The sequence below is a fragment of the Shewanella phaeophyticola genome (assembly GCF_025398315.1).
Taxonomy (GTDB): Bacteria; Pseudomonadota; Gammaproteobacteria; order Enterobacterales; family Shewanellaceae; genus Shewanella; species Shewanella phaeophyticola.
In genome coordinates, this window is the sequence record NZ_JAODOQ010000001.1 from 21705 (window position 1) to 42017 (window position 20313).

12 protein-coding genes and 8 pseudogenes are annotated in these 20313 nt (G+C 43.0%); 5 read left to right on the forward strand and 15 right to left on the reverse strand.

Going from position 1 to position 20313, the window contains the following annotated elements:
- Positions 1 to 5 precede the first annotated feature (5 nt).
- Together dusB and prmA are read right to left on the reverse strand one after the other, a co-directional pair.
- Positions 6 to 967 (reverse strand): annotated as a pseudogene (gene dusB, locus N4T56_RS00100) (tRNA dihydrouridine synthase DusB).
- Positions 968 to 1327: 360 nt separating this feature from the next.
- Positions 1328 to 2208, reverse strand: a pseudogene (gene prmA, locus N4T56_RS00105) (50S ribosomal protein L11 methyltransferase).
- A 262-nt stretch (positions 2209 to 2470) separates the two neighbouring features.
- Between prmA and N4T56_RS00110 the strand changes: the two are divergent.
- Genes N4T56_RS00110 through N4T56_RS00120 form a run of 3 tightly spaced genes read left to right on the forward strand, consistent with a single transcriptional unit; the run spans position 2471 to position 5943 of the window.
- Positions 2471 to 3214 (forward strand): fumarate reductase cytochrome b subunit, encoded by a 744-nt coding sequence (locus N4T56_RS00110; RefSeq protein WP_261731798.1) that lies wholly within the window; start codon positions 2471 to 2473, stop codon positions 3212 to 3214.
- A 12-nt stretch (positions 3215 to 3226) separates the two neighbouring features.
- On the forward strand, positions 3227 to 5221 hold the full coding sequence (locus N4T56_RS00115; RefSeq protein WP_261731799.1) for a fumarate reductase flavoprotein subunit: 1995 nt from the start codon (positions 3227 to 3229) through the stop codon (positions 5219 to 5221).
- Positions 5218 to 5943, forward strand: a complete 726-nt coding sequence (locus N4T56_RS00120) for a fumarate reductase iron-sulfur subunit (RefSeq protein WP_261731800.1) — start codon at positions 5218 to 5220, stop codon at positions 5941 to 5943. The genes N4T56_RS00115 and N4T56_RS00120 overlap by 4 nt, the downstream gene beginning before the upstream one ends.
- Positions 5944 to 6190: 247 nt before the next feature.
- Here the strand turns inward: N4T56_RS00120 and rho are convergent, their stop codons facing one another.
- On the reverse strand, positions 6191 to 7456 hold the full coding sequence (gene rho, locus N4T56_RS00125) for a transcription termination factor Rho (RefSeq protein WP_261731801.1): 1266 nt from the start codon (positions 7454 to 7456) through the stop codon (positions 6191 to 6193).
- A gap of 221 nt (positions 7457 to 7677) precedes the next feature.
- On the reverse strand, positions 7678 to 8004 hold the full coding sequence (gene trxA / locus N4T56_RS00130; RefSeq protein WP_188918930.1) for a thioredoxin TrxA: 327 nt from the start codon (positions 8002 to 8004) through the stop codon (positions 7678 to 7680).
- 153 nt (positions 8005 to 8157) lie between these two features.
- Between trxA and rhlB the strand changes: the two are divergent.
- Together rhlB and N4T56_RS00140 are read left to right on the forward strand one after the other, a co-directional pair.
- Positions 8158 to 9464: pseudogene (rhlB, locus tag N4T56_RS00135) on the forward strand (ATP-dependent RNA helicase RhlB).
- Entirely contained in the window at positions 9465 to 10397 is a 933-nt protein-coding gene (locus N4T56_RS00140) for a Ppx/GppA phosphatase family protein (RefSeq protein WP_261731802.1), read from the forward strand.
- Between the two features lie 86 nt (positions 10398 to 10483).
- Here N4T56_RS00140 and N4T56_RS00145 read toward each other — a convergent pair whose 3' ends face one another.
- The 11 genes and pseudogenes from N4T56_RS00145 to ubiE form a co-directional block, all read right to left on the reverse strand.
- A complete protein-coding gene (locus N4T56_RS00145; protein WP_261731803.1) occupies positions 10484 to 11035 on the reverse strand; it encodes a thioredoxin family protein in 552 nt (183 codons plus the stop codon).
- Positions 11036 to 11218: 183 nt separating this feature from the next.
- Positions 11219 to 12230, reverse strand: a pseudogene (hemB, locus tag N4T56_RS00150) (porphobilinogen synthase).
- 14 nt (positions 12231 to 12244) lie between these two features.
- Positions 12245 to 14163, reverse strand: a pseudogene (locus tag N4T56_RS22620) (sensor domain-containing diguanylate cyclase).
- Entirely contained in the window at positions 14163 to 14978 is an 816-nt protein-coding gene (locus N4T56_RS00165) for a TatD family hydrolase (RefSeq protein ID WP_261731806.1), read from the reverse strand. Before N4T56_RS00165 ends, N4T56_RS22620 begins: the two are co-directional and overlap by 1 nt.
- A gap of 19 nt (positions 14979 to 14997) precedes the next feature.
- Positions 14998 to 15570 carry a hypothetical protein gene (locus tag N4T56_RS00170; protein ID WP_261731807.1) on the reverse strand — a complete coding sequence of 191 codons (573 nt, stop codon included), beginning with the start codon at positions 15568 to 15570 and terminating at the stop codon, positions 14998 to 15000.
- Between the two features lie 104 nt (positions 15571 to 15674).
- The gene (gene tatC / locus N4T56_RS00175) at positions 15675 to 16433 is read right to left on the reverse strand and encodes a twin-arginine translocase subunit TatC (protein WP_261731808.1); all 759 of its coding nucleotides are present in this window, start codon (positions 16431 to 16433) and stop codon (positions 15675 to 15677) included.
- A gap of 3 nt (positions 16434 to 16436) precedes the next feature.
- Positions 16437 to 16849, reverse strand: a pseudogene (tatB, locus tag N4T56_RS00180) (Sec-independent protein translocase protein TatB).
- A 6-nt stretch (positions 16850 to 16855) separates the two neighbouring features.
- On the reverse strand, positions 16856 to 17101 hold the full coding sequence (gene tatA / locus N4T56_RS00185) for a Sec-independent protein translocase subunit TatA (protein ID WP_188918910.1): 246 nt from the start codon (positions 17099 to 17101) through the stop codon (positions 16856 to 16858).
- 110 nt (positions 17102 to 17211) lie between these two features.
- A pseudogene (ubiB, locus tag N4T56_RS00190) lies at positions 17212 to 18860 on the reverse strand (ubiquinone biosynthesis regulatory protein kinase UbiB).
- A pseudogene (locus tag N4T56_RS00195) lies at positions 18857 to 19477 on the reverse strand (ubiquinone biosynthesis accessory factor UbiJ). Before N4T56_RS00195 ends, ubiB begins: the two co-directional pseudogenes overlap by 4 nt.
- Positions 19477 to 20232, reverse strand: a complete 756-nt coding sequence (ubiE, locus tag N4T56_RS00200; protein ID WP_261731809.1) for a bifunctional demethylmenaquinone methyltransferase/2-methoxy-6-polyprenyl-1,4-benzoquinol methylase UbiE — start codon at positions 20230 to 20232, stop codon at positions 19477 to 19479. The pseudogene N4T56_RS00195 and the gene ubiE overlap by 1 nt, the downstream one beginning before the upstream one ends.
- Positions 20233 to 20313 lie beyond the last annotated feature (81 nt).

Consider the following 20313-nt stretch of genomic DNA (forward strand, 5'->3'; position numbering starts at 1 on the left):
AAATTCTAAACTAATTCATCAAAATAACATTCTACGAGGGAATGTTGCTGGGCAGCGGTTTCAAGCCGATTGAAGTCAGCACGAAATTGGCGCTGTTCCTCAAGGTTTAGGTACCACCCGACATGCTTTCTAGCAAATCGGACACCTTTGTACTCGCCATATAAGTTGTAAAGTTTGTTAAGGTGTTCAAGCATCACAGTGCGTTGCTCGTCTTCCTTAATTGGCGCTAACTTTTCACCTGTTTCCAAGTAATGTAGGATTTCTTTAAAAATCCAGGCCTTCCTTGTGCACCTCTTCCTATCATCAGGGCATCGGCACCGGTGTAGTCAAGCACAAACTTGGCCTTTTCCGGACTGTCGATATCCCCGTTGGCGACAACAGGAATTGAGACATTTTGCTTGATGGCTTTGATGGTGTCGTACTCGGCAAAACCTTTGTACATGCATTGTCTCGTTCGGCCGTGTACGGCTAACGAGACGATGCCACAATCTTCAGCTATCTTAGCTATTTCAACACCATTACGATGTTCAGGTTCCCAACCTGTGCGAATCTTTAACGTTACAGGCACATCGACGGCACTCACCACGGCTTGCAAAATATCTTTGACTAAGTCGGGGCTTTGCATCAGCGCTGAGCCAGCAAACTTTTTATTCACTTTCTTTGCGGGGCAGCCCATATTGATATCAATGATGTGCGCGCCTTGTTCAACGTTGAACTTTGCGGCATTGGCCATTAATTCAGGATCTGCACCTGCAATTTGTACGGAGCGTACACCTTCTTCACCAGAATGCGTCATGCGCTGGCGGCTTTTATCGCTGTCCCAAACTTCAGGATTTGATGAAAGCATTTCTGATACTGCTAAGGCAGCGCCATAACGTAAACAGAGATTTCGAAAGGCTTGATCGGTGACACCTGCCATTGGTGCCACAATCAGCTGATTCGACAGTTGATACGAGCCAATTTGCATTGCGAACTTCACCTTGCTCTTCAAAGGGGCGCTATAGTAGCCCTTTTTGACGGCCATGAAAAGGTCAATAAATGACCTAAATGCAACTTTTTTGCTTGACTTTTATTGGCTGTCACAACTTTGACTAATAATTAGCATTTTTTTGTGATGTATGAGTGCTGGTGCGAGCTGTAGCTCACCTTTTTTATTGACGCATGTTTTTTTTAGGTTAATTCGGCTGTAAAAAACATCAAATAGACTGTAAAAAAGCAGAAATGATTTTGTTAAAAAATAAAGCTCATAATGTAAAAAAATGTAGTCGGTTGTTTTGTATATAAAACAACCGACTTATATTGCAATCGTCAACAGCGTGTAACGAATTTATTTGCGGATCCCGCTTAGACGACTCCAGTCTTCTTTATGACAAACTGGGTCCATATCAAACCATTGGCTGTAAAAGTCAGACACTTCTTGTGCTTGTTCCTGAAGTAAACCTGATAATGCTAGCTTGCCGCCTGTTTTGACTTTTTCTGCAATCAATGGCGCTAACTCTTTGAGTGGCCCAGCCAGAATGTTGGCAACCAATACATCTGCTTGTAGATTTTCTGGTTGGTTCTCTGGTAAATATAAGGCTAATTTGTCGGCGACATCGTTGCGCTCGGCATTGGCCGTTGAGGCATCAATCGCCTGGTAATCAATATCAACGCCCGTGACCTTTTTGGCCCGAGCTTAATGGCTGCAATGGCCAAAATACCTGAACCACAACCAAAGTCGATCACTTCTTGATCGGCTAAATCTAGGCTGTCTAGCCATTCTAAACATAAGGCTGTAGTCGGGTGAGTACCGGTACCAAAAGCGAGGCCGGGATCTAAGATAACGTTAACCGCTGCTGGGTCAGGGATTTCACGCCAGCTTGGGCAAATCCATAGGCGTTGACCAAATTGAATTGGGTGGAAACTGTCCATCCACTCGCGTACCCAGTCTTTGTCTTCAACTTGTTCTATTTTATGGGTAAAACCTTTGCCTAAAAATGGCATGTTTTCTAAAAACTCGATAGTCGGTGCTAAGTCAGTTTCGGCATCAAATAAGGCGATTAAGATGGTGTCTTGCCACAGTGGGGTTTCGCCTAATTTAGGCTCAAAAATCGGCTCGTCTTGCCCATCTTCATAAGTGATGGAAACGGAACCTTGATCCATTAATAAGTCACCAAGCATATCTGCATGGTCGCGATGGGTGTGAATGCGCAATTGGATCCAAGCCATGGAATATTCCTAATCGATAATAAAACAATGTAATTGGCGACTATTATACCCAAACCACCTGCCTTTGTGCGTTTTCGTCGACAGTTTATCTACCTTATTTGTAAAACCCTGTAGGCGAATTGCGCTGTATTTGTGACCAGTGTCTAACTAACTGTAAATAATAGTGAGCGTTGTCACGTATTTTTTTGCGAACAGTGCTGTAGCGTTGAAAGACTTGCTATGTTCATGATCTCTTATTGTGTCAGCACAGGATGTAATGTTTATGGCCGTAAACCCTCTACCTGCAAAAAATATTTTGAGTCGTTATACCGCCAAAGGATTTTCTCATCCTATTTGGGCGGCTCGAGCAGATAGATTGCAAAGTGCCTCGGGTGTGTTACTCGGTTTGTTCCTTATTATGCATTTGCATTTTGAGTCGAGTATTTTACTGGGTAAAGAGGCTTTTTATCAGGTAGCGCAATTTCTCGAAGGCGGTATTTTTAGTGAAACCGGGCATGGTTTTCCTATTCTTACGCAGATTTTTTCTGTCGTAATGTTATTGGTTGTGCTTATTCATGCCGTGTTTGCATTAAGGCGTTTTCCTACCCAAATTGGCCAGTGGCGTGCCCTGCGTCAACAGATGAAATTTTTACCCCATGAAGATACCAAAATCTGGTTCTGGCAAATGGTCAGTGGATTTTTACTGTTTTTCTTAGTGCCTGTGCACCTGTTTACCATGATCACTAACCCTGAAATTGGTCCACATTTATCAGCTGAGCGAGTGGTGTATCAAAATGCTTGGGTGTTGTATGTGTTGCTATTACCGGCGGTCACAATACACGCCATATTTGGTTTGTATCGGGTTTCGGTTAAATGGGGTCTGATCACTCAACGCTTTGCATTATTAAAGTTAGCTAAAGTTATGCTGGCTTATTTAATGGTGTTGGGTGTTGCGAGTCTAGTGGCTTATATCATTATTGGTCGTTCATTGAGTTTGCCTGTGGTGCCTTTTGTGCCTGGTTTGTAATAAGGATATGTTGTGAAAATTATTTATACCGATTCCTTAGTCGTCGGGGCTGGTTTGGCTGGCCTTAGGGTCGCGATCGCGTCTAAAGAACGTGGGCTTGATACCATAGTACTGTCACTTATTCCGGCTAAACGCTCTCATTCTGTTGCCGCGCAAGGCGGTATGCAGGCCAGTTTAGCTAATACTGTAAAAGGAATGGGCGACAATGAGGATGTGCATTTTCAAGATACAGTTAAAGGGTCTGATTGGGGCTGCGATCAGCAAGTTGCCCGAATGTTTACCCATTGTGCGCCTAAAGCCGTACGCGAATTAGCCCATTGGGGCGTGCCGTGGAGCCGAGTGAGCCAAGGTGACCGTGAGGTTATCGTTAATGCGCAAAAAGTGACCTTAACCGAGGCAAAAGAAGCCCATGGCTTAATTAACGCTCGTGATTTTGGTGGTACTCAAAAGTGGCGTACTTGTTATACCGCCGATGGAACTGGGCATTCATTATTATACGCTGTCGATAACCGTGCGATCTCAATGGGCATTCCAGTTCATGAGCGCATGGAGGCGCTGAAAATTATCCATGATGGCAAACGGTGTCATGGCGTGATTGCTCGCTGTTTAATTACCGGCGAAATAAGGGCTTATGTTGCTAAGTCGACAACGATTGCGACCGGTGGTTATGGCCGTATTTATGAAGTGTCGACCAATGCGATTATTTGCGAAGGCATTGGTCAGGCGTTAGCGCTAGAAACCGGTGTCGCGACATTAGGTAATATGGAAGCGGTCCAGTTTCACCCGACAGCCATTGTGCCGGTGGGGATTTTAACCACAGAAGGATGTCGTGGTGACGGTGGTGTATTACGTGACAAAGATGGCCACCGCTTTATGCCTGATTACGAGCCCGATAAAAAAGAGCTCGCCTCGCGCGATGTTGTATCACGACGAATGACCGAACATATCCGCAAAGGCAAGGGCGTTGATAGCCCTTATGAATCTCATTTATGGTTAGACATCACTTTGTTGGGCAAGAAACACATCGATACCAATTTGCGTGAGGTCAAAGAGATCTGTCAGCACTTCTTAGGCATTGACCCTGTGACAGAATGGATCCCTGTGAGGCCAACACAGCATTATTCAATGGGCGGAATTCGCACTAAAGCTAATGGTGAAAGCCCGCAGTTATCAGGACTCTTTAGCGTCGGTGAAGCTGCGTGTTGGGATATGCATGGTTTTAATCGTTTAGGCGGTAACTCGTTAGCTGAAGCTGTAGTGGGCGGAATGATCATTGGTCAATATGTGGCAGATTTTTGCCAACAAGCAACCTTAACCATTGATACCAAATTAATTGAGGAGTTTGGTCAGCAAATAGACAGTGAAATTACTGAATTGATTGACGGTGGTGGCACTGAAAAAGCAATGACAATCAAGCAAGAAATGCTGCGAATTATGATGGATTACGTAGGTATTTTCCGTAATGGCACTCAGCTTGAGCAAGCTGTTAATGAGCTAAGTGAACTACTTAAGCGCTCACGTAATATCGGCTTAACGTGTAAAAAGCGTCACGCTAACCCTGAGTTAGTCGACGCGTTAAGAGTGAAACGCATGTTGAAGGTTGCGTTAACTGTGGCTAGCGGTGCTCATGCTCGTACAGAAAGCCGTGGAGCGCATTCGCGTGAAGATTATCCTGAGCGAAATGACCGTGATTGGCTTAATCGTACGCTCAGCTCATGGCCAGATGAAAACGCATTAGTGCCAACGTTAAGCTATGAACCCATCGATGTGCTGTCTATGGAGTTACCTCCAGGATATCGAGGTTATGGTACTAACAATGCCATTGTTCATCCTGATACCGTGATACGCCAACAGCAAATTGAGCAAATATTGGCGGATTTAGATAACCCAAGTGATCGCGTGGCAAGACAAGCGGCCATTATGCCTTATGCGTTACCCGATGATTTTATGCCAGCCAACCAAAGATTGTTTGATAACGTCGATGTTAAAGGAGATCCTGCCAAATGAGCCAAGCCCGTCAATTGACGTTTTCAATATTTCGATATGATCCACAAGATCCTAACGATAAGCCGAAAATGGTGAATTATTATATTACCGAAACCCCAGGTATGACGGTATTTATAGCATTAAATAAAATACGCGAGACGCAGGACCCATCGCTGCAATTTGACTTTGTTTGTCGTGCGGGTATTTGTGGCAGTTGCGCCATGGTGATTAATGGTAAGCCGACACTGGCTTGCCGTACCCTAACGGCGAATTTCCCAAGCGCTGAAATAAGTTTAATGCCTTTACCAGGGTTTGAGTTGATTGGTGATTTATCTGTCAACACCGGTAAATTTATGCGTGAATTAGCTGAACGTTTGCAGTTGTGGTTACAGCCTAATGACACCGACATGGACATTCATCGCATTGAAGCGCCTATGGCGCCAGAAGAAGCCGCCAAACTATATGAACTTGAGCGTTGCGTAGAATGTGGCGTGTGTGTATCGGCGTGTGCAACTAAGCAAATGCGTGACACCTTTGTGGGTGCGGTAGGGTTAATGAAAATTGCCCGCTTTGAACTCGACAGTCGTGACAGTCGCACCAGTGATGATTTTTATCATGTTATCGGTAATCAAGATGGGGTATTTGGTTGTATGACCTTGTTGGGCTGCCAGGATACATGCCCTAAAGATTTACCTCATATGCAACAAATTGCTTATCTTCGTCGAAAAATGGCAGCAGTATAGCGGGGGAGCACAAAGGCTCGCAGCGAGATGCTAAAGTGCTTCGCTGCTAGATACTATACAAGCTAAAGCTTTAAAAGCAGGAAGATGTCCGACTTGAGACGATACAAGCTAGCTTTTATAGCAACGAAGCGTACTATCAGGACGAAGTCCGCTCTAGGCATGGTTTTAGTTAGTCACCATGATTTAAACATAAAAAAATGCCGCTAATTGTCATTGGCGGCATTTTTATCTGTAATATCTAATCTTATTAAGACTTAGCGCGTTTCATCGCAGTAAAGAACTCTTCATTGGTTTTGGTCATCGCCAATTTATCAATTAAGAACTCCATTGCTGCAACTTCATCCATTGGATGTAGAATTTTACGTAAAATCCACATTTTCTGAAGCTCATCTGGCGTCGTGAGTTTTTCTTCACGACGTGTACCAGAGCGGTTGAAGTCAATCGCTGGGAAAACACGTTTTTCAGCTGCTTTACGAGAAAGGTGTAACTCTTGGTTACCTGTACCTTTAAATTCTTCGTAAATTACTTCGTCCATTTTCGAGCCGGTATCAACCAATGCAGTTGCAATAATGGTTAAGCTGCCACCGTGTTCAATGTTACGCGCAGCACCAAAGAAACGCTTAGGGCGGTGCAGGGCGTTAGCGTCAACACCACCGGTTAATACTTTACCCGACGATGGGATAACGGTGTTGTAAGCACGAGCTAAACGAGTGATAGAGTCTAACAAAATCACCACGTCCTTTTTGTGCTCAACTAAACGCTTGGCTTTCTCGATAACCATTTCAGCAACTTGTACATGACGGCTTGCAGGCTCATCAAAGGTAGAGGCTATGACCTCTCCTTTAACCATGCGTTGCATTTCGGTTACTTCTTCAGGACGTTCATCGATAAGCAATACCATCAACACTACATCTGGGTTGTTGTAAGTAATACTTTGGGCAATGTTTTGCAGTAATAAGGTTTTACCCGCTTTAGGCGGCGCTACAATCAAACCACGTTGACCTTTACCGATAGGCGAACAAAGATCAAGAATTCGAGAGGTAATATCTTCAGTTGAACCATTACCACGCTCCATGCGAAGACGTTCTTCTGCATGCAGTGGGGTTAAGTTTTCAAACAGGATTTTATTACGAGAGCTTTCTGGCTTATCAAAGTTAACTTCGTTGACTTTTAACAGTGCGAAATATCTTTCGCCTTCTTTGGGCGGGCGTATTTTACCAAAAATGGTGTCACCGGTGCGCATGTTAAAGCGGCGAATTTGGCTTGGCGATACGTAGATATCATCAGGATCCGCAAGGTATGAGCCGTCTGAACTTCTTAAAAACCCGAATCCGTCTTGGAGGATTTCTAATACACCGCCACCGAAGATGTCTTCTCCGCTTTTAGCGTGAGCTTTTAAAATAGAGAAGATAATATCTTGCTTACGAGTACGAGCCATATTGTCTAATTTCATGCTTTCAGCAAGAGAAACTAGATCCGAAATGGGCGTGTCTTTTAATTCTGTTAAATTCATGTATGGGAGTCTTGTATTACGCGACGAAGCTTACCGTAATCAATCAGTAAGGTTGAAAAGAAATATATGATTGATAAACGAGAAAGGTTATTTGAAAAAATCTGATGAATAAATTAGCACTATATGACTTGTCCGTCCAGAAATTTAGACTAATTTTGATCTAAAAACGGCACAAATTGTATAAAACTTGTGCCGTTTAACACTTTTAAGACAATTAATGCTTAGATTTTAGCGTCAATGAACTCTTTTAATTGTGTTTTAGAGAGTGCGCCAACCTTAGTTGCCACTAGCTCGCCACCTTTAAACATAAGCAATGTAGGAATACCGCGCACGCCATACTTAGCTGGTGACACATTGTTTTGGTCAACATTTAATTTAGCCACTGTCAACTTGCCTGCATACTCATCAGCAACGTCATTTAAGATTGGGGCAATCATTTTACAAGGACCACACCATTCAGCCCAGAAGTCTACTAAAATCGGTAAATCAGACTTTAATACGTCGTTTTCGAAGCTGTCATCGCTAAGGTATACAATTTTATCGCTCATGTTGTTCTCCAGATTTGGTTCCATTGCTAGTTTATTAATGGCTTACCATGTATATTGGGTCAGTTAAATAGCTTTTCAAGAGACCGTTTTAATAATGTAGCTATTTCAAACGATCGAATCTTTTTTTGCAACCCCTACAGGTATGCTTGTGCTATGAGTCAAACACATTTATCGACCCAAAAATTCGCCGACTTCCCTTTAAAGCCTGAAGTACTTGCGGCATTAAATGAAAACGGGTTTGAGTTTTGCACGCCAATTCAGGCGTTATCTTTACCTATTTTACTAAAAGCAAAAGACATTGCCGGACAAGCCCAAACCGGTACAGGTAAAACCATGGCTTTTTTAGTGGCCACGTTTAACCACTTGTTAACTGTTGCAGCGCCAGAGGCCGCAAAGCAACTGAACCACGCGCTATAATCATGGCGCCCACCCGCGAGTTAGCGATACAAATTGCCAAAGATGCCAACTTGTTAACTAAACATACTGGCCTAAAAGTGGGTATTGTTTATGGTGGCGAAAGTTATGAAACTCAGCGTGAGGTGTTAGACAAAGGCGTTGATATTTTAATTGGTACTACCGGACGGATCATTGATTACGTTCGCCAGGGAGTGATTAGTTTAAATCACATTCAAGCAGTAGTACTTGATGAAGCTGACCGTATGTTTGACCTGGGTTTTATTAAAGACATTCGCTTTTTATTCCGCAGAATGCCTGATGCTCAGTCACGATTAAACATGCTTTTTTCTGCCACGCTTTCAATGAAAGTGCAGGAATTAGCCTACGATCACATGAATGACCCTGAAAAAGTTGAAATCGCGCCGTTAGAAAAAACCTCTAAAAACATTAAAGAGGAAATTTTCTACCCATCGATGGAAGACAAGATGCGTTTATTGCTCACGCTAATCGAAGAAGATTGGCCAGACAAAGCCATTGTGTTTTCTAACACCAAACATAGCTGTGAAAAGTTATGGTCTTATTTAGAAGGTGATGGTCATCGTGTTGGTTTGTTAACTGGCGATGTGCCGCAAAAGAAACGTATCCGTATTCTAGAACAGTTTACGACAGGTGATTTAGATATTTTAGTGGCGACTGATGTTGCTGCACGTGGGTTACATATCTCTGATGTGTCGCACGTATATAACTACGATTTACCTGATGATTGTGAAGATTACGTGCATCGTATTGGCCGTACAGGTCGTGCGGGTAAAACGGGGGTATCGGTAAGTTTTGCATGTGAAGAATACGCACTTAACTTACCCGCAATTGAAACCTATATTGCCCATTCGATTCCTGTGTCTAATTATGACCAAGCCGCTTTGTTAGATGATATTCCACCACCAGTGCGTATTCATCGTAAGCACCCAACATCACGTAGCCGTGATGGCGGCGCAAATAAAGGTGCACATCGTAGTGGTGGCAATAGCCGTCCACCACGCCACAGGACTCGTAGACCACAATAAATGCCAGTGTCGAACGTATCTCAACCTTATGCGGCGATAACGTTAGGATCTAACAGTTTTAATATGTTAGTTGCTCAAACCGTAGGTCATAAACCTACGGTTATCGCCAAATATAAACGTAAAGTGCGCCTTGCTGAAGGTATCGGTGATGATGGTAATTTGTCTGAAGACGTTATGCTTCGTGGTTTAGATTGTTTAGCCATGTTTGCATCAATGCTTGAGCAGCACCATGTCCCTATTGATAACGTCGCCGTATTTGCGACGGCGACATTACGCGTTATCAATAATGCCGATGAGTTTCATCGTCGCGCATTGCCCATCTTGCAACACCCTATCGAAGTGATTTCTGGTCTGCGTGAAGCAGAGTTAATTTATCAAGGTATGGTGGCAACAACACAAGGTGATGGTCGCCGTTTAGTGATTGATATTGGTGGTGCCAGTACCGAGTTTATTATTGGTGATGGCAGCAAAGTGTTGTTTAAAACCAGTGTGCCTATGGGCTGCGTGTTATTTAACCAACGTTTTTTTAATCAGTATCCCTTACAAAATATTGATTTTGAGCAAGCCATTGATTACGTCAATGTCATGCTAGGTGAACATCGCGAGCAATTGCTGTTGTTGGGTTGGCAGGCTGTGCTTGGTGCTTCTGGTGCCGTGCAATCAGTAGTGTCAGTGCTACAACACAGACAATGCTCAGCGATTATCACCCAACAGACCTTATTGGCTTTTAGGGCAGAGATTCTGGCGCAAAGTGATGCGAGTTTGGCTGGCATTAGCGGCCTTGATGCTGAGCAAGTTCCGACATTTGCTGCCGGTGTTGCGATACTGGCGGCGTTGTTTGAAAGCTTGTCTATCAACAGTTTGCATCTTGCTGGTGGGGCATTGCGCGAAGGCGTATTGCAATTATTGGCCGATCGTATAGCAGCTAAATAATTTGATAAATAGTGAGTGGGCATTTACAGTATAAAAATAGGTCGCCATGGCGACCTATTTTTTTTGAGTATTCTTAATGAATAGAATTATTTTAAGATTTCAACTAGGTCAGCTTCTAAAGTGACTTTTGGGCGCTCAACAATACGGCCTAATTCATTACCTTGCTGCTTAACAATAAAGGTTGGAATACGACTGAATGCATACTTAGCGGCTAATCCTTCAGAGTCTTGTTTGTTACGATCAACACCAATGTATTCAACTTGAATATTAGGGTTGGCAGCAGCTTCAAGTACGCGCATAAAGTGTGGTGTTTCACGGTGGCAATCTGGGCACCAGGTTCCAATAATAACGGTGATTTGCGTTGGTTCATCAATGGCTTTAAGTATTGCTACTGCTTGCGCATCAACTTGATAACTAGCAAAACCATCGGCGTAGCCGGGTAATGTGGTCGTTAGGGTTTGTGGTTCAATGATGCCAGTTAAAATCACTTCTTGTTTCTCCTCGCTGCATGTCGCAATAAAGCCTTGGTTTTCTTCTTCAAACGCACAACCAGAATTTGCAGATGCGGTCATTGGTAATAATTGTGTGCTAAAAAAGAGTACGGTTGTGGCTAAAAATGTTTTAACGTTATTGTGCATGATAATGCCTCGCTTAAGAAGAAAAATACTTGGAGATAATGCCTGCGTGTATTCAAGCATGCTAATAATGATCTGTTAAGGCTTAGATGGTGTTGATGCTAGCTAGATCACTAAAAAATAAAGCCAATCATTGAGATGATTGGCTTTATTTTTAAACATTGAAACTAAATTGAACAATTGATACTAATCTTGCTCTTTTAGCCATTGCGCAGCACGTTTGGCAAAGTAAGTTAAGATGCCGTCTGCTCCAGCACGTTTAAAGCACAGTAATGACTCCATCACAATGGCTTTTTCAGCTAGCCAGCCATTTTGAATCGCGGCCATGTGCATGGCGTATTCACCGCTGACTTGATAAGCAAACGTTGGCACGGCAAGTTCAGTTTTCACCCGGCGGACGATATCTAAATAAGGCATACCCGGTTTGACCATCACCATGTCTGCCCCTTCTTGAATATCCAGTGCGACTTCGTGTAATGCTTCATCGCTATTGGCTGGATCCATTTGATAGCTATGTTTGTTGCCACCTTTTAAGTTGCCTGCAGAGCCAACAGCATCACGGAAAGGCTCCATAATAGCTTGAAGAGTATTTAGCTGAGTACGCCATGATTTGGGTGTTCACAAATCCATTTTCTTCTAATGCTTGGCGAATCGCGCCAATACGGCCGTCCATCATATCTGAAGGTGCAACAATATCTGCACCAGCTTCTGCGTGAGATAAGGCTTGTTTAACTAAAATTTCGGTGGTGATGTCATTAAGGATATACCCCGTGTCATCAATAATGCCGTCTTGACCGTGTGTGGTAAACGGGTCTAGCGCTACGTCTGTCATCACACCTAATTGCGGAAAGGCTTGTTTTAGTTCACGTACTGCACGTTGTACTAGGCCATCTGGGTTGTATGACTCTTCAGCCATTAAGCTTTTCTTATCAACGGGTGTCACTGGGAATAGAGCAATCAGTGGGATCCCTAGCTCAACTAATTCTGCGGCTTCTTTTAATAATAAGTCGATAGAGTAGCGTTCAACACCTGGCATTGAGGCGACTTTTTCAGTGCGCTGAAAGCCTTCTAGCACAAACATAGGGTAAATAAGATCGTTCGCCGTTAGCGTGTTCTCAGACATTAAGCGACGGCTAAAATCATGTTTACGCATGCGGCGCATTCTGCGCTGAGGAAAGGCACTAGTAATAATATTCAATTTCGACTCCTGGATTAAATCTGGTCTGCTTCTTGGGTGTAATAACACACTTTGTTTCGGCCACTGCGTTTTGCTTGATACAGGGCTTTATCTGCTTGCTCGAGTAATAACATAGGGTGCTCATCGCTGTCGATAATATCTGCACTCACACCAATACTTATTGTTAACGGTATATGATTATCGTTATGTACTATTTTTGATTCGCTAATTGCTTGGCGGATCTGTTCGGCAACTTGTAGGGCACCTTCAGCTTCGGTACTTGGCAGGATGATAGCAAACTCTTCACCACCAAAACGTGATACGAGATCGGTTGGGCGCTTTAAATATTCATTGAGCATTTGGGCAATTATTTTAATGGTGTAGTCACCCGTTAGATGGCCAAACTTGTCATTAATATCTTTAAATTTGTCGATATCTACCATTAAAAGTGCCATTGGTGTTTGCTGACGGCGGCTAATTCTGCCCTCTGCAACGAGGCGACGGTCAAAGGCACTGCGATTTTTAACACCAGTAAGGCTATCAATGGTATTTTGTTCAGTCAGCTTTTGATTTGCTTCATTAAGTTCTCTTAGGGTGATCTCTAACTCTAGCGTGCGTTCTTGAATCATTTGCTCGAGCTTTTCACTGTTTTCAGACTCAGCAATTAATGCTTCTTCGCGAGCTTCTTTAATTCGTCGTGCTTGTTCCAGTGCTTGTTGCTGAATTTTAAACTTGGCTTTACGCTCGTCGTTGTAACGTAATGCGAGCACGCCCGCCATAATGATCACCTCACAAGTTAGCCCTATCATGGTGGGGACGTGAGGTGCGATATTAAGCTTTAACAGGCCAAGATACAGTAAGCCAGTCATGATGCAACCCACCAATAAGGCAATTCTGCCTATGGCGTATAAAGTGGCATTGCGTTGACCGACAAATGCCTGGATCAGTGAAAACGTCACTAAAATGGTACTCACGGTTAATACGACAAAGACTAAGATATAAATCGCTGAGCTATATGGCATAAATGGCATTACAGCGGCAAGCGAAAATGCCATGAAAGCCATTACTCGGCAAATACGCAGCATTTTGAGATTATGGTATTTAAGCTGTAATACTTTTTCGGTAAACATTAAGGAAAACCCCAATGTTAATGGAATGACAAAGGTAAAGATGTATTGCTGCATTATGGCCAATTAGGCCATAAATATCGGAATGAAACACCATGTATGCTGGCTGTAAGTAAGGTTAACCCTAGTACATAGCCGCTATAATAACTGTAGCTGAACGATAATGAAGCAAAGGCGATAAATAAACTGAATAGGCTAATCGCAATTAATAATCCAATTTGCAAACCAATATATAAGTTTTTGGTTTCAGTTATTTGAGTTAAATCATTTGGTGACCATAACACCATCGGTGTATTAACACTGCCTAGGCTGTCTATTTTGATATAAAACCTGTGAGTATCGCCGGGTTGTAAATCAATAGGGTATAAAAAAATATTACTTTGCAGCGGGCGATGAGTGAAGGGAAGTGAGTCCCCCATTTTTTGCGCGTCAACTAACTCACCATTAATCAAGTGATAAATCACAATACTGTCGAGTAGTGGATTATCTAAAGCGATAATCCGTGTGAGGTAATCGTCTGGGTTATAAATACTGAATGTCAGCCAATAATTACTGAGTCCCATTTTATGAGGCTGATTAGCCGGGAGCTTTTTCCAGGTGTGTTCGGGTTGTTCTAATAATTTGCTGAATAGGCTTATGTCGTTAGTTTTATTTATATAAACCCAGTCTATTAAGTCAATTTTAGTAATCGAATCTGAGGTCAGTCTTAACGGTACTGTTTGTAATGAGTCAGCCCAACTGAGTTGACTTAACACTAACAAACATAAGCCCAATATAAGACTTAAGCTGCTTTTTAATGATAAACCTGCACCGTTAAGCCTGTACATTAATCGTCAACCATCAATGGTGGGACGTTCAAACTAAAAAACTCACTGCTATTGCGGTAGCAATGTTGCGCCAGTTCATCGGGTGTTTGCTGGCGTAAGGCTGCAATGCACTCAACAATATAAGGTAAATATTGCGGTAGGTTTTTACTCGACTTAGGTTTAGGGCGCATGCTGCGAGGCAATAAGTATGGACTGTCAGTTTCAGCCATTATGCGGTTATTAGGGATTAAGGGCACTAGCTGTGCAAGTTCTTGTCCGCGGCGTTCATCGCAAATCCAGCCTGTTATACCAATATATAAATCGGCATTTAAACAATCTTCAAGTTCATCTCTATTGCCGGTAAAGCAATGTAGTAAGCCTTTAGGTAATGCGCTGCGATATTCATTTACAATGGCAATAAAGTCTTGATGGGCATCGCGGCAATGCATTAACACCGGCATATTAAGCTCACAAGCTAGCGCTAATTGTTCGGCAAACGCTTGTCGTTGAGCAGGCCTAGGTGAAAAGTCACGGTTATAGTCAAGGCCGCACTCACCAATGGCAACTACACTGGGTTGTGCAGCAAGCTGTTTAAGTGTTTGACGGCTTTGAGGGTGCCAAGTTGATGCTTGATGAGGGTGAACACCAGCAGTGCTGAACAACTGCTGGGGATATTGTTGGCAAACAGCGTTGGCTTCAGCGCTTTCATCTAAATCGCTACCAATAACAATCAGCGGCGAAACATGCTGTTTTGCCGCATCATCAATGATCGTATCTATGTCGTGCTTTAACCTTTCGCTGAGTAGGTTAACCGCGATATCGATGTGTTGAGTCATAAGAATAAAATGGCTTAGGCTACTTTAAACGTTTCACTCGGGTGGTGGCATTACGCTCATCACTGCCCATTAAAAATGAATTAAGCGCACCAGTTTCAATATAAATATCATGGCCTTTTTTCACTTTGTAACGTTCAGCGTTAGTTTGTTTCCACACTTGACCGTTATCTAAGGTCACTATGAGGGCACCACCAGGGGCTTTTGATACATCGGCAACGGTAAAGTACAGACGACCGACTTCATCTTCAATGACTCTTTTCTGTAATCCAAAATCATTGACGCTTAGTTCGGGTGATGAGGCAGCAGTAGGCACTTCAATTGCGGCAGGTTTGACTGGTTGAGGTGGAACACTGGCGATAACGGGTGCAGCAGGTTTATTTGCGGCAACTGCATCGGCTGGTGCTTTGGCTACGGCAGGAAGGCTTATATTCGCGCTTGGATTAGCGTTAGCGGCTAATTCGTCATAACAGATTAAACGTTCAAGGCTGTCTGTTTTTTGAGCGCAAAAAGACAGTTGTTCGCCAAGTTGAGTGTTGGCCTGTGCATTAACTGATACCAATAAGATACCAGTCGCAATTAAACATAAGCGCATTGTTATTCCTTATTATTATTTAGGGCAGTGGAACGTTTCAGTTTACTGTTTGTTGCAACGTTCAAAAGGCCAAGCAAAAAAATGGCCAATTAAGGCCATTTTTATTAGCTATCAGCGTGCTCATTCTCTGGCACGTCATCTTCTTCATCTTCTTTTTTACTGTAAAAACGCGCAGCTATCAAGCCACCTTCAAACAATAACAGCATTGGTACTGCTAGCATAGTCTGAGAAATAATATCGGGAGGTGTTAACATCATGCCAATCACAAAGGCACCCACCACGATGTAAGGGCGTTTTGCCCTCAATTCATCAGGTGTTGTTGCGCCAGCCCAGCATAATAGAACAACGGCTACCGGTATTTCAAAAGCCAAACCAAAAGCAAAAAAGAGCTTTAAAATAAAGCTTAAGTAACTACTGATGTCTGTTGCAACTTGTACACCCTCGGGGGCGACACTGGTAAAAAAACCAAATACAACAGGAAATACAATGTAGTAGGCAAACGCGATACCTAAATAAAACAACAATGTGCTACTGGTTAATAATGGCACGACCAAGCGTTTTTCATGCTTGTATAACCCTGGAGCTACAAATGACCATATTTGATACAGTACATAAGGGATAGCAATAAAAAATGCTAACACTAGTGTCAGTTTAAAAGGGGCAAAAAACGGCGCGGCTACATCGGTTGCAATCATGCTGCCAGTTTCAGGTAGCGATCGCATCAAAGGCAGTGCTATGTAGTGATAGATATCGTTTGCCCAATACACAATAGCAATGAATACAAGTAATACACTGCCAATAGCTTTAAGCAGTTTATTGCGTAATTCAAGTAAATGGCTGATAAGCGGTTGCTGTTGCGACATGAATTATCCGTTAGATTTAGGAGGTGAACTGTTCTCAGTCGTTTTTTCGGCTGGTTGCTCCACTGTCGTGCTCGATGTCGATGCTGTCTCGGTGGTTGGCGTTTTAGGAGAATCGTCTTCAACTTTATAAGGTCGATTAACTGATTCAGCTGCTTGCTTTAACTGATCAATCGACTCTTTTAACTCAGGCGATAAATTAGCTAAACCTTTGCTTTCCGCTTTTTTTAAGTCAGCATGTAACTGCTCGATTTTAAGTTCTTGCTCGAGTTCATCTTTGACAGAGTTAGCCATGCGCTTGAGGGCGCGTATCCAACCTGTTACCGAACGTACCGCCACTGGTAATCTTTCGGGCCGAGAACAACTAGCCCCAAAATACCAATCAGCAGCAGCTCCATAAAGCCGATACCGTCAAACATAATAAATTACGCCTGTTTATCTTTAGATTCAGGTTGCTTTTCAGCTGCCTGTTGCGAAGTCGCTGCAGTCTGCTCTTGTTCTGGCTCTTTGTCTTCGAGTGATTTCTTTTCTTCTTCAGGTGACATGGCATTTTTGAAGCCTTTTACTGCTCCACCCAAATCACCGCCTAAAGAGCGAAGTTTTTTAGTACCAAATAATAAAATGACAATTAACGCAACAATTAGAAGCTGCCAAATACTGATGCCGCCCATGAAGATTATCCTCTTTCAATAAATAATGGTTTATGCAAAACGTGATGTTAAAAGGTTACAATATCATCCAATTCTTTAAGTATTATGAACCTCTAATAAATTAGTGCTAGCTAAAATTTACGATTCTTTGGCCTAGATCTCCATCCTATTGCCCAAATCAACACACCAGCGCCAATGCAAGTATATGCAGGCCATAGTGTAGCTGTTTGTGAAATTAAAATTGTGCCGCAGATCAATAATACCGCAGAGGTGATCAATAGATAATTACTTTTGTGTGATTTTTGTTGATAGCGCAAGTACTTATCTAGCATTTGCTGTTGAGTACCCAGCAGTTTACGGCCTACTTTTAAGTTGTCGTAAATGAGTTCTGGAAACTCTGGCAGTTTGTCTGCCCAAAATGGCGCGTTAGATTTTACTTTACTGAACATGGCTTTAAAGCCAACTTGCTCTGCCATCCACTGTTCAAGGAAAGGTTTGGCTGTTTGCCATAAATCTAATTGTGGATAGAGCTGACGACCTAAGCCTTCGATGTAAAGGAGGGTTTTTTCAAGTAATACCAGTTGTGGCTGCACTACAATGTCAAAGTGGCGTGCGGTGCGAAATAGTTCTAGTAATACATGGCCAAATGAAATCTCGTCTAATGGTTTATTAAACATGGGCTCACATACTACTTTTACTGCCTGTTCAAAGGCGATAATGTCGGTGTGCTCAGACACCCAACCCGACTCAATATACAGTTGGGCAATACGGTGATAGTCGCGATTAAAAAAGGCTAAAAAGTTTTCTGCTAAGTAGCGTTTGTCGACCTCGGTTAAGGTGCCCATGATGCCGCAGTCTAAACCAATGTAAAATGGGTCATCTGGGTGTTCTCGGCTAATAAAAATGTTACCAGGATGCATGTCAGCATGGAAAAAGTTATCACGAAATACCTGGGTAAAAAACAGCTCTACGCCACGTTCTGCAAGCAGTTTAAAGTTGGTGCCTTGAGCACGCAGCGCTTCGGTGTCTGATACTGGAATACCGTAAATTCGCTCCATGACCATTAAGCGTTCATAGCTGTGTTCTTCATAGACAAAAGGCACATAAAGCGCATTTGAGTCGATAAAGTTATTGCGTAATTTAATGGCATTCAGCGCTTCAAGTTTTAAGTTAAGCTCACCTAAAATCGTGGTTTGGTAATCTTCAATCACTTCAGCTGGGCGTAAACGATTACCTTCACCGAGTATGGTTTCAAGCAAGTTTGCCGTTTGGGTCATTAACTGTAAGTCGGCCAGTATTTGCTGCTCTACGTTAGGGCGCAGCACCTTAAGTACCACGTCTTTACCGTTAGATTTTAATACTGCGGTATGCACTTGCGAAATGGACGCTGACGCCAATGGATTGTCGTCAAAATCATCAAAATAGGTGTCGATAGGAGCGCCAAGTTCGGCTTCTATAGCCTCACGCGCAAGGGCTGAATCAAACGGCGGCACTCTGTCTTGCAACATGGCGAGTTGGTAAGCCCATTCGTCGTCGAGTAAGTCGCGGCGAGTTGACAGCATTTGGCCCAGTTTAATGTAAACTGGCCCAGATCTTGCATGGCGAGTTTTAAGCGTTCAGCAGGAGATTTACGTTTGTGCTTATTGCGGATCCAAAATAGGCTGTTACGTAAAATGACAAAATACCAAGGCTTTTTGTGTCGAGGAATGAGGTCATCTAGGCCAAAATGCAGAATGGTTTTAATGACATGGTAACCACGCCTGATACTTGCAAATGTCATTGAGTTATTTGCTCTCTTAATTTGGCTATTTTGGTTTCAATTTGCTCGGTTTTGCTCACGAGCTCTTCTAGATTATCACGAAAATGTACGATCTCAATTTTGTGTGGTGCCAGTCGGTATTCTTCGGTGGTTAACTGACTCACGTGTGCCCGTGATTTAAGCATCACCTGTTTAATCTCTTGGCCTAGTTGCTTAGCGCCTGTGATTAACTTGTGGGTTGGGGCATCGCCGAGATAACGCGATAAGGGGTCGGCAAAATCGAAATGAATATGCTGTAGGTAATAACTCAGCGTTTGCAGTAGCTGAATATCACCCTCTAAGCTGAGTTTATCTTGTTTGATCAACTCAGTTAAATTGGCGCCTTCGGTTAACTGGTACAACGTCGATGCATCGGCATTCACCGTAACCGCAACATCTCCTTCGTAATGGCTCATCACTTGTATTTGTTTGGCAAACACTAAGTATATGGGTCAATTGAGCTGACTTAATTGGATGCAAATCACTTTGCCATGCAATGATTTCTGCCTGGCATAATCATCTTTAGCTTGTTGCGGTAATCGATTAAAACCGGTTTCGATTGCCGCACAAACTAATAAAGCAAACTGATTGACGGCCATTAAAACTTATAACCTTTGTGTAAAGCCACAACGCCATCGGTCATATTGGTGTAATCAACCTGTTCAAAACCGGCATCTACCATCATTTGCTTTAAGGTTTCTTGATCAGGATGCATACGAATTGACTCGGCTAGGTATTCGTAGCTGTCGGCGTCTTTAGTGATAAGCTCGCCCATTTTTGGCAATACTTTAAAGCTATACATGTCGTACACTTTACGCATAATTTCATGCTTAGGTGTTGAAAACTCAAGTACCAACAGCTTGCCACCTGGCTTTAATACACGTTGCATTGAGCGTAGTGCAGCATCTTTATCTGTGACATTACGTAAACCAAATGCAATGGTAATGATGTCGAAGTGATTATCAGGAAACGGTAATGCTTCTGCGTTTGCTTGTACATAACTGACGTTATTAACAATGCCTTTGTCGCGCAGTTTAGTGCGACCCACTTTAAGCATAGAGTCATTGATATCAGCTAACACCACTTGGCCACGGTCACCCACTAAATGTGAAAACTTAGCCGTTAAATCGCCTGTGCCACCGGCTAAATCTAGGACTTTCATCCCTGGGCGTGCAGCAGCTGTTTCGATAGTGTGGCGCTTCCAAAAGCGGTGAATACCGAAAGACATCACGTCATTCATAATGTCGTATTTAGCGGCCACAGAGTGAAACACATCGGCAACTAAGTCCGCTTTTTTATCTGCTTCAACGGTTTTATATCCAAAATGCGTGTTCTTTGGTTCGCCCTCAGACATCGGTATATTCCTATAATGTGCGATAATTAAGTGCGAGTGTAAGTCATTGCGAATGATTGCTGAAACACTGTGGTGCTAGAG

Bases quoted from the DNA above. Each gene is read 5' to 3' on its own strand.
- N4T56_RS00110 (WP_261731798.1), top strand. From the start codon at position 2,471: ATGGCCGTAAACCCTCTACCTGCAAAAAATATTTTGAGTCGTTATACC.
- N4T56_RS00120 (WP_261731800.1), top strand. From the start codon at position 5,218: ATGAGCCAAGCCCGTCAATTGACGTTTTCAATATTTCGATATGATCCA.
- rho (WP_261731801.1), bottom strand. From the start codon at position 7,456: ATGAATTTAACAGAATTAAAAGACACGCCCATTTCGGATCTAGTTTCT.
- trxA (WP_188918930.1), bottom strand. From the start codon at position 8,004: ATGAGCGATAAAATTGTATACCTTAGCGATGACAGCTTCGAAAACGAC.
- N4T56_RS00140 (WP_261731802.1), top strand. From the start codon at position 9,465: ATGCCAGTGTCGAACGTATCTCAACCTTATGCGGCGATAACGTTAGGA.
- N4T56_RS00145 (WP_261731803.1), bottom strand. From the start codon at position 11,035: ATGCACAATAACGTTAAAACATTTTTAGCCACAACCGTACTCTTTTTT.
- N4T56_RS00165 (WP_261731806.1), bottom strand. From the start codon at position 14,978: ATGACTCAACACATCGATATCGCGGTTAACCTACTCAGCGAAAGGTTA.
- N4T56_RS00170 (WP_261731807.1), bottom strand. From the start codon at position 15,570: ATGCGCTTATGTTTAATTGCGACTGGTATCTTATTGGTATCAGTTAAT.
- tatC (WP_261731808.1), bottom strand. From the start codon at position 16,433: ATGTCGCAACAGCAACCGCTTATCAGCCATTTACTTGAATTACGCAAT.
- tatA (WP_188918910.1), bottom strand. From the start codon at position 17,101: ATGGGCGGCATCAGTATTTGGCAGCTTCTAATTGTTGCGTTAATTGTC.
- ubiE (WP_261731809.1), bottom strand. From the start codon at position 20,232: ATGTCTGAGGGCGAACCAAAGAACACGCATTTTGGATATAAAACCGTT.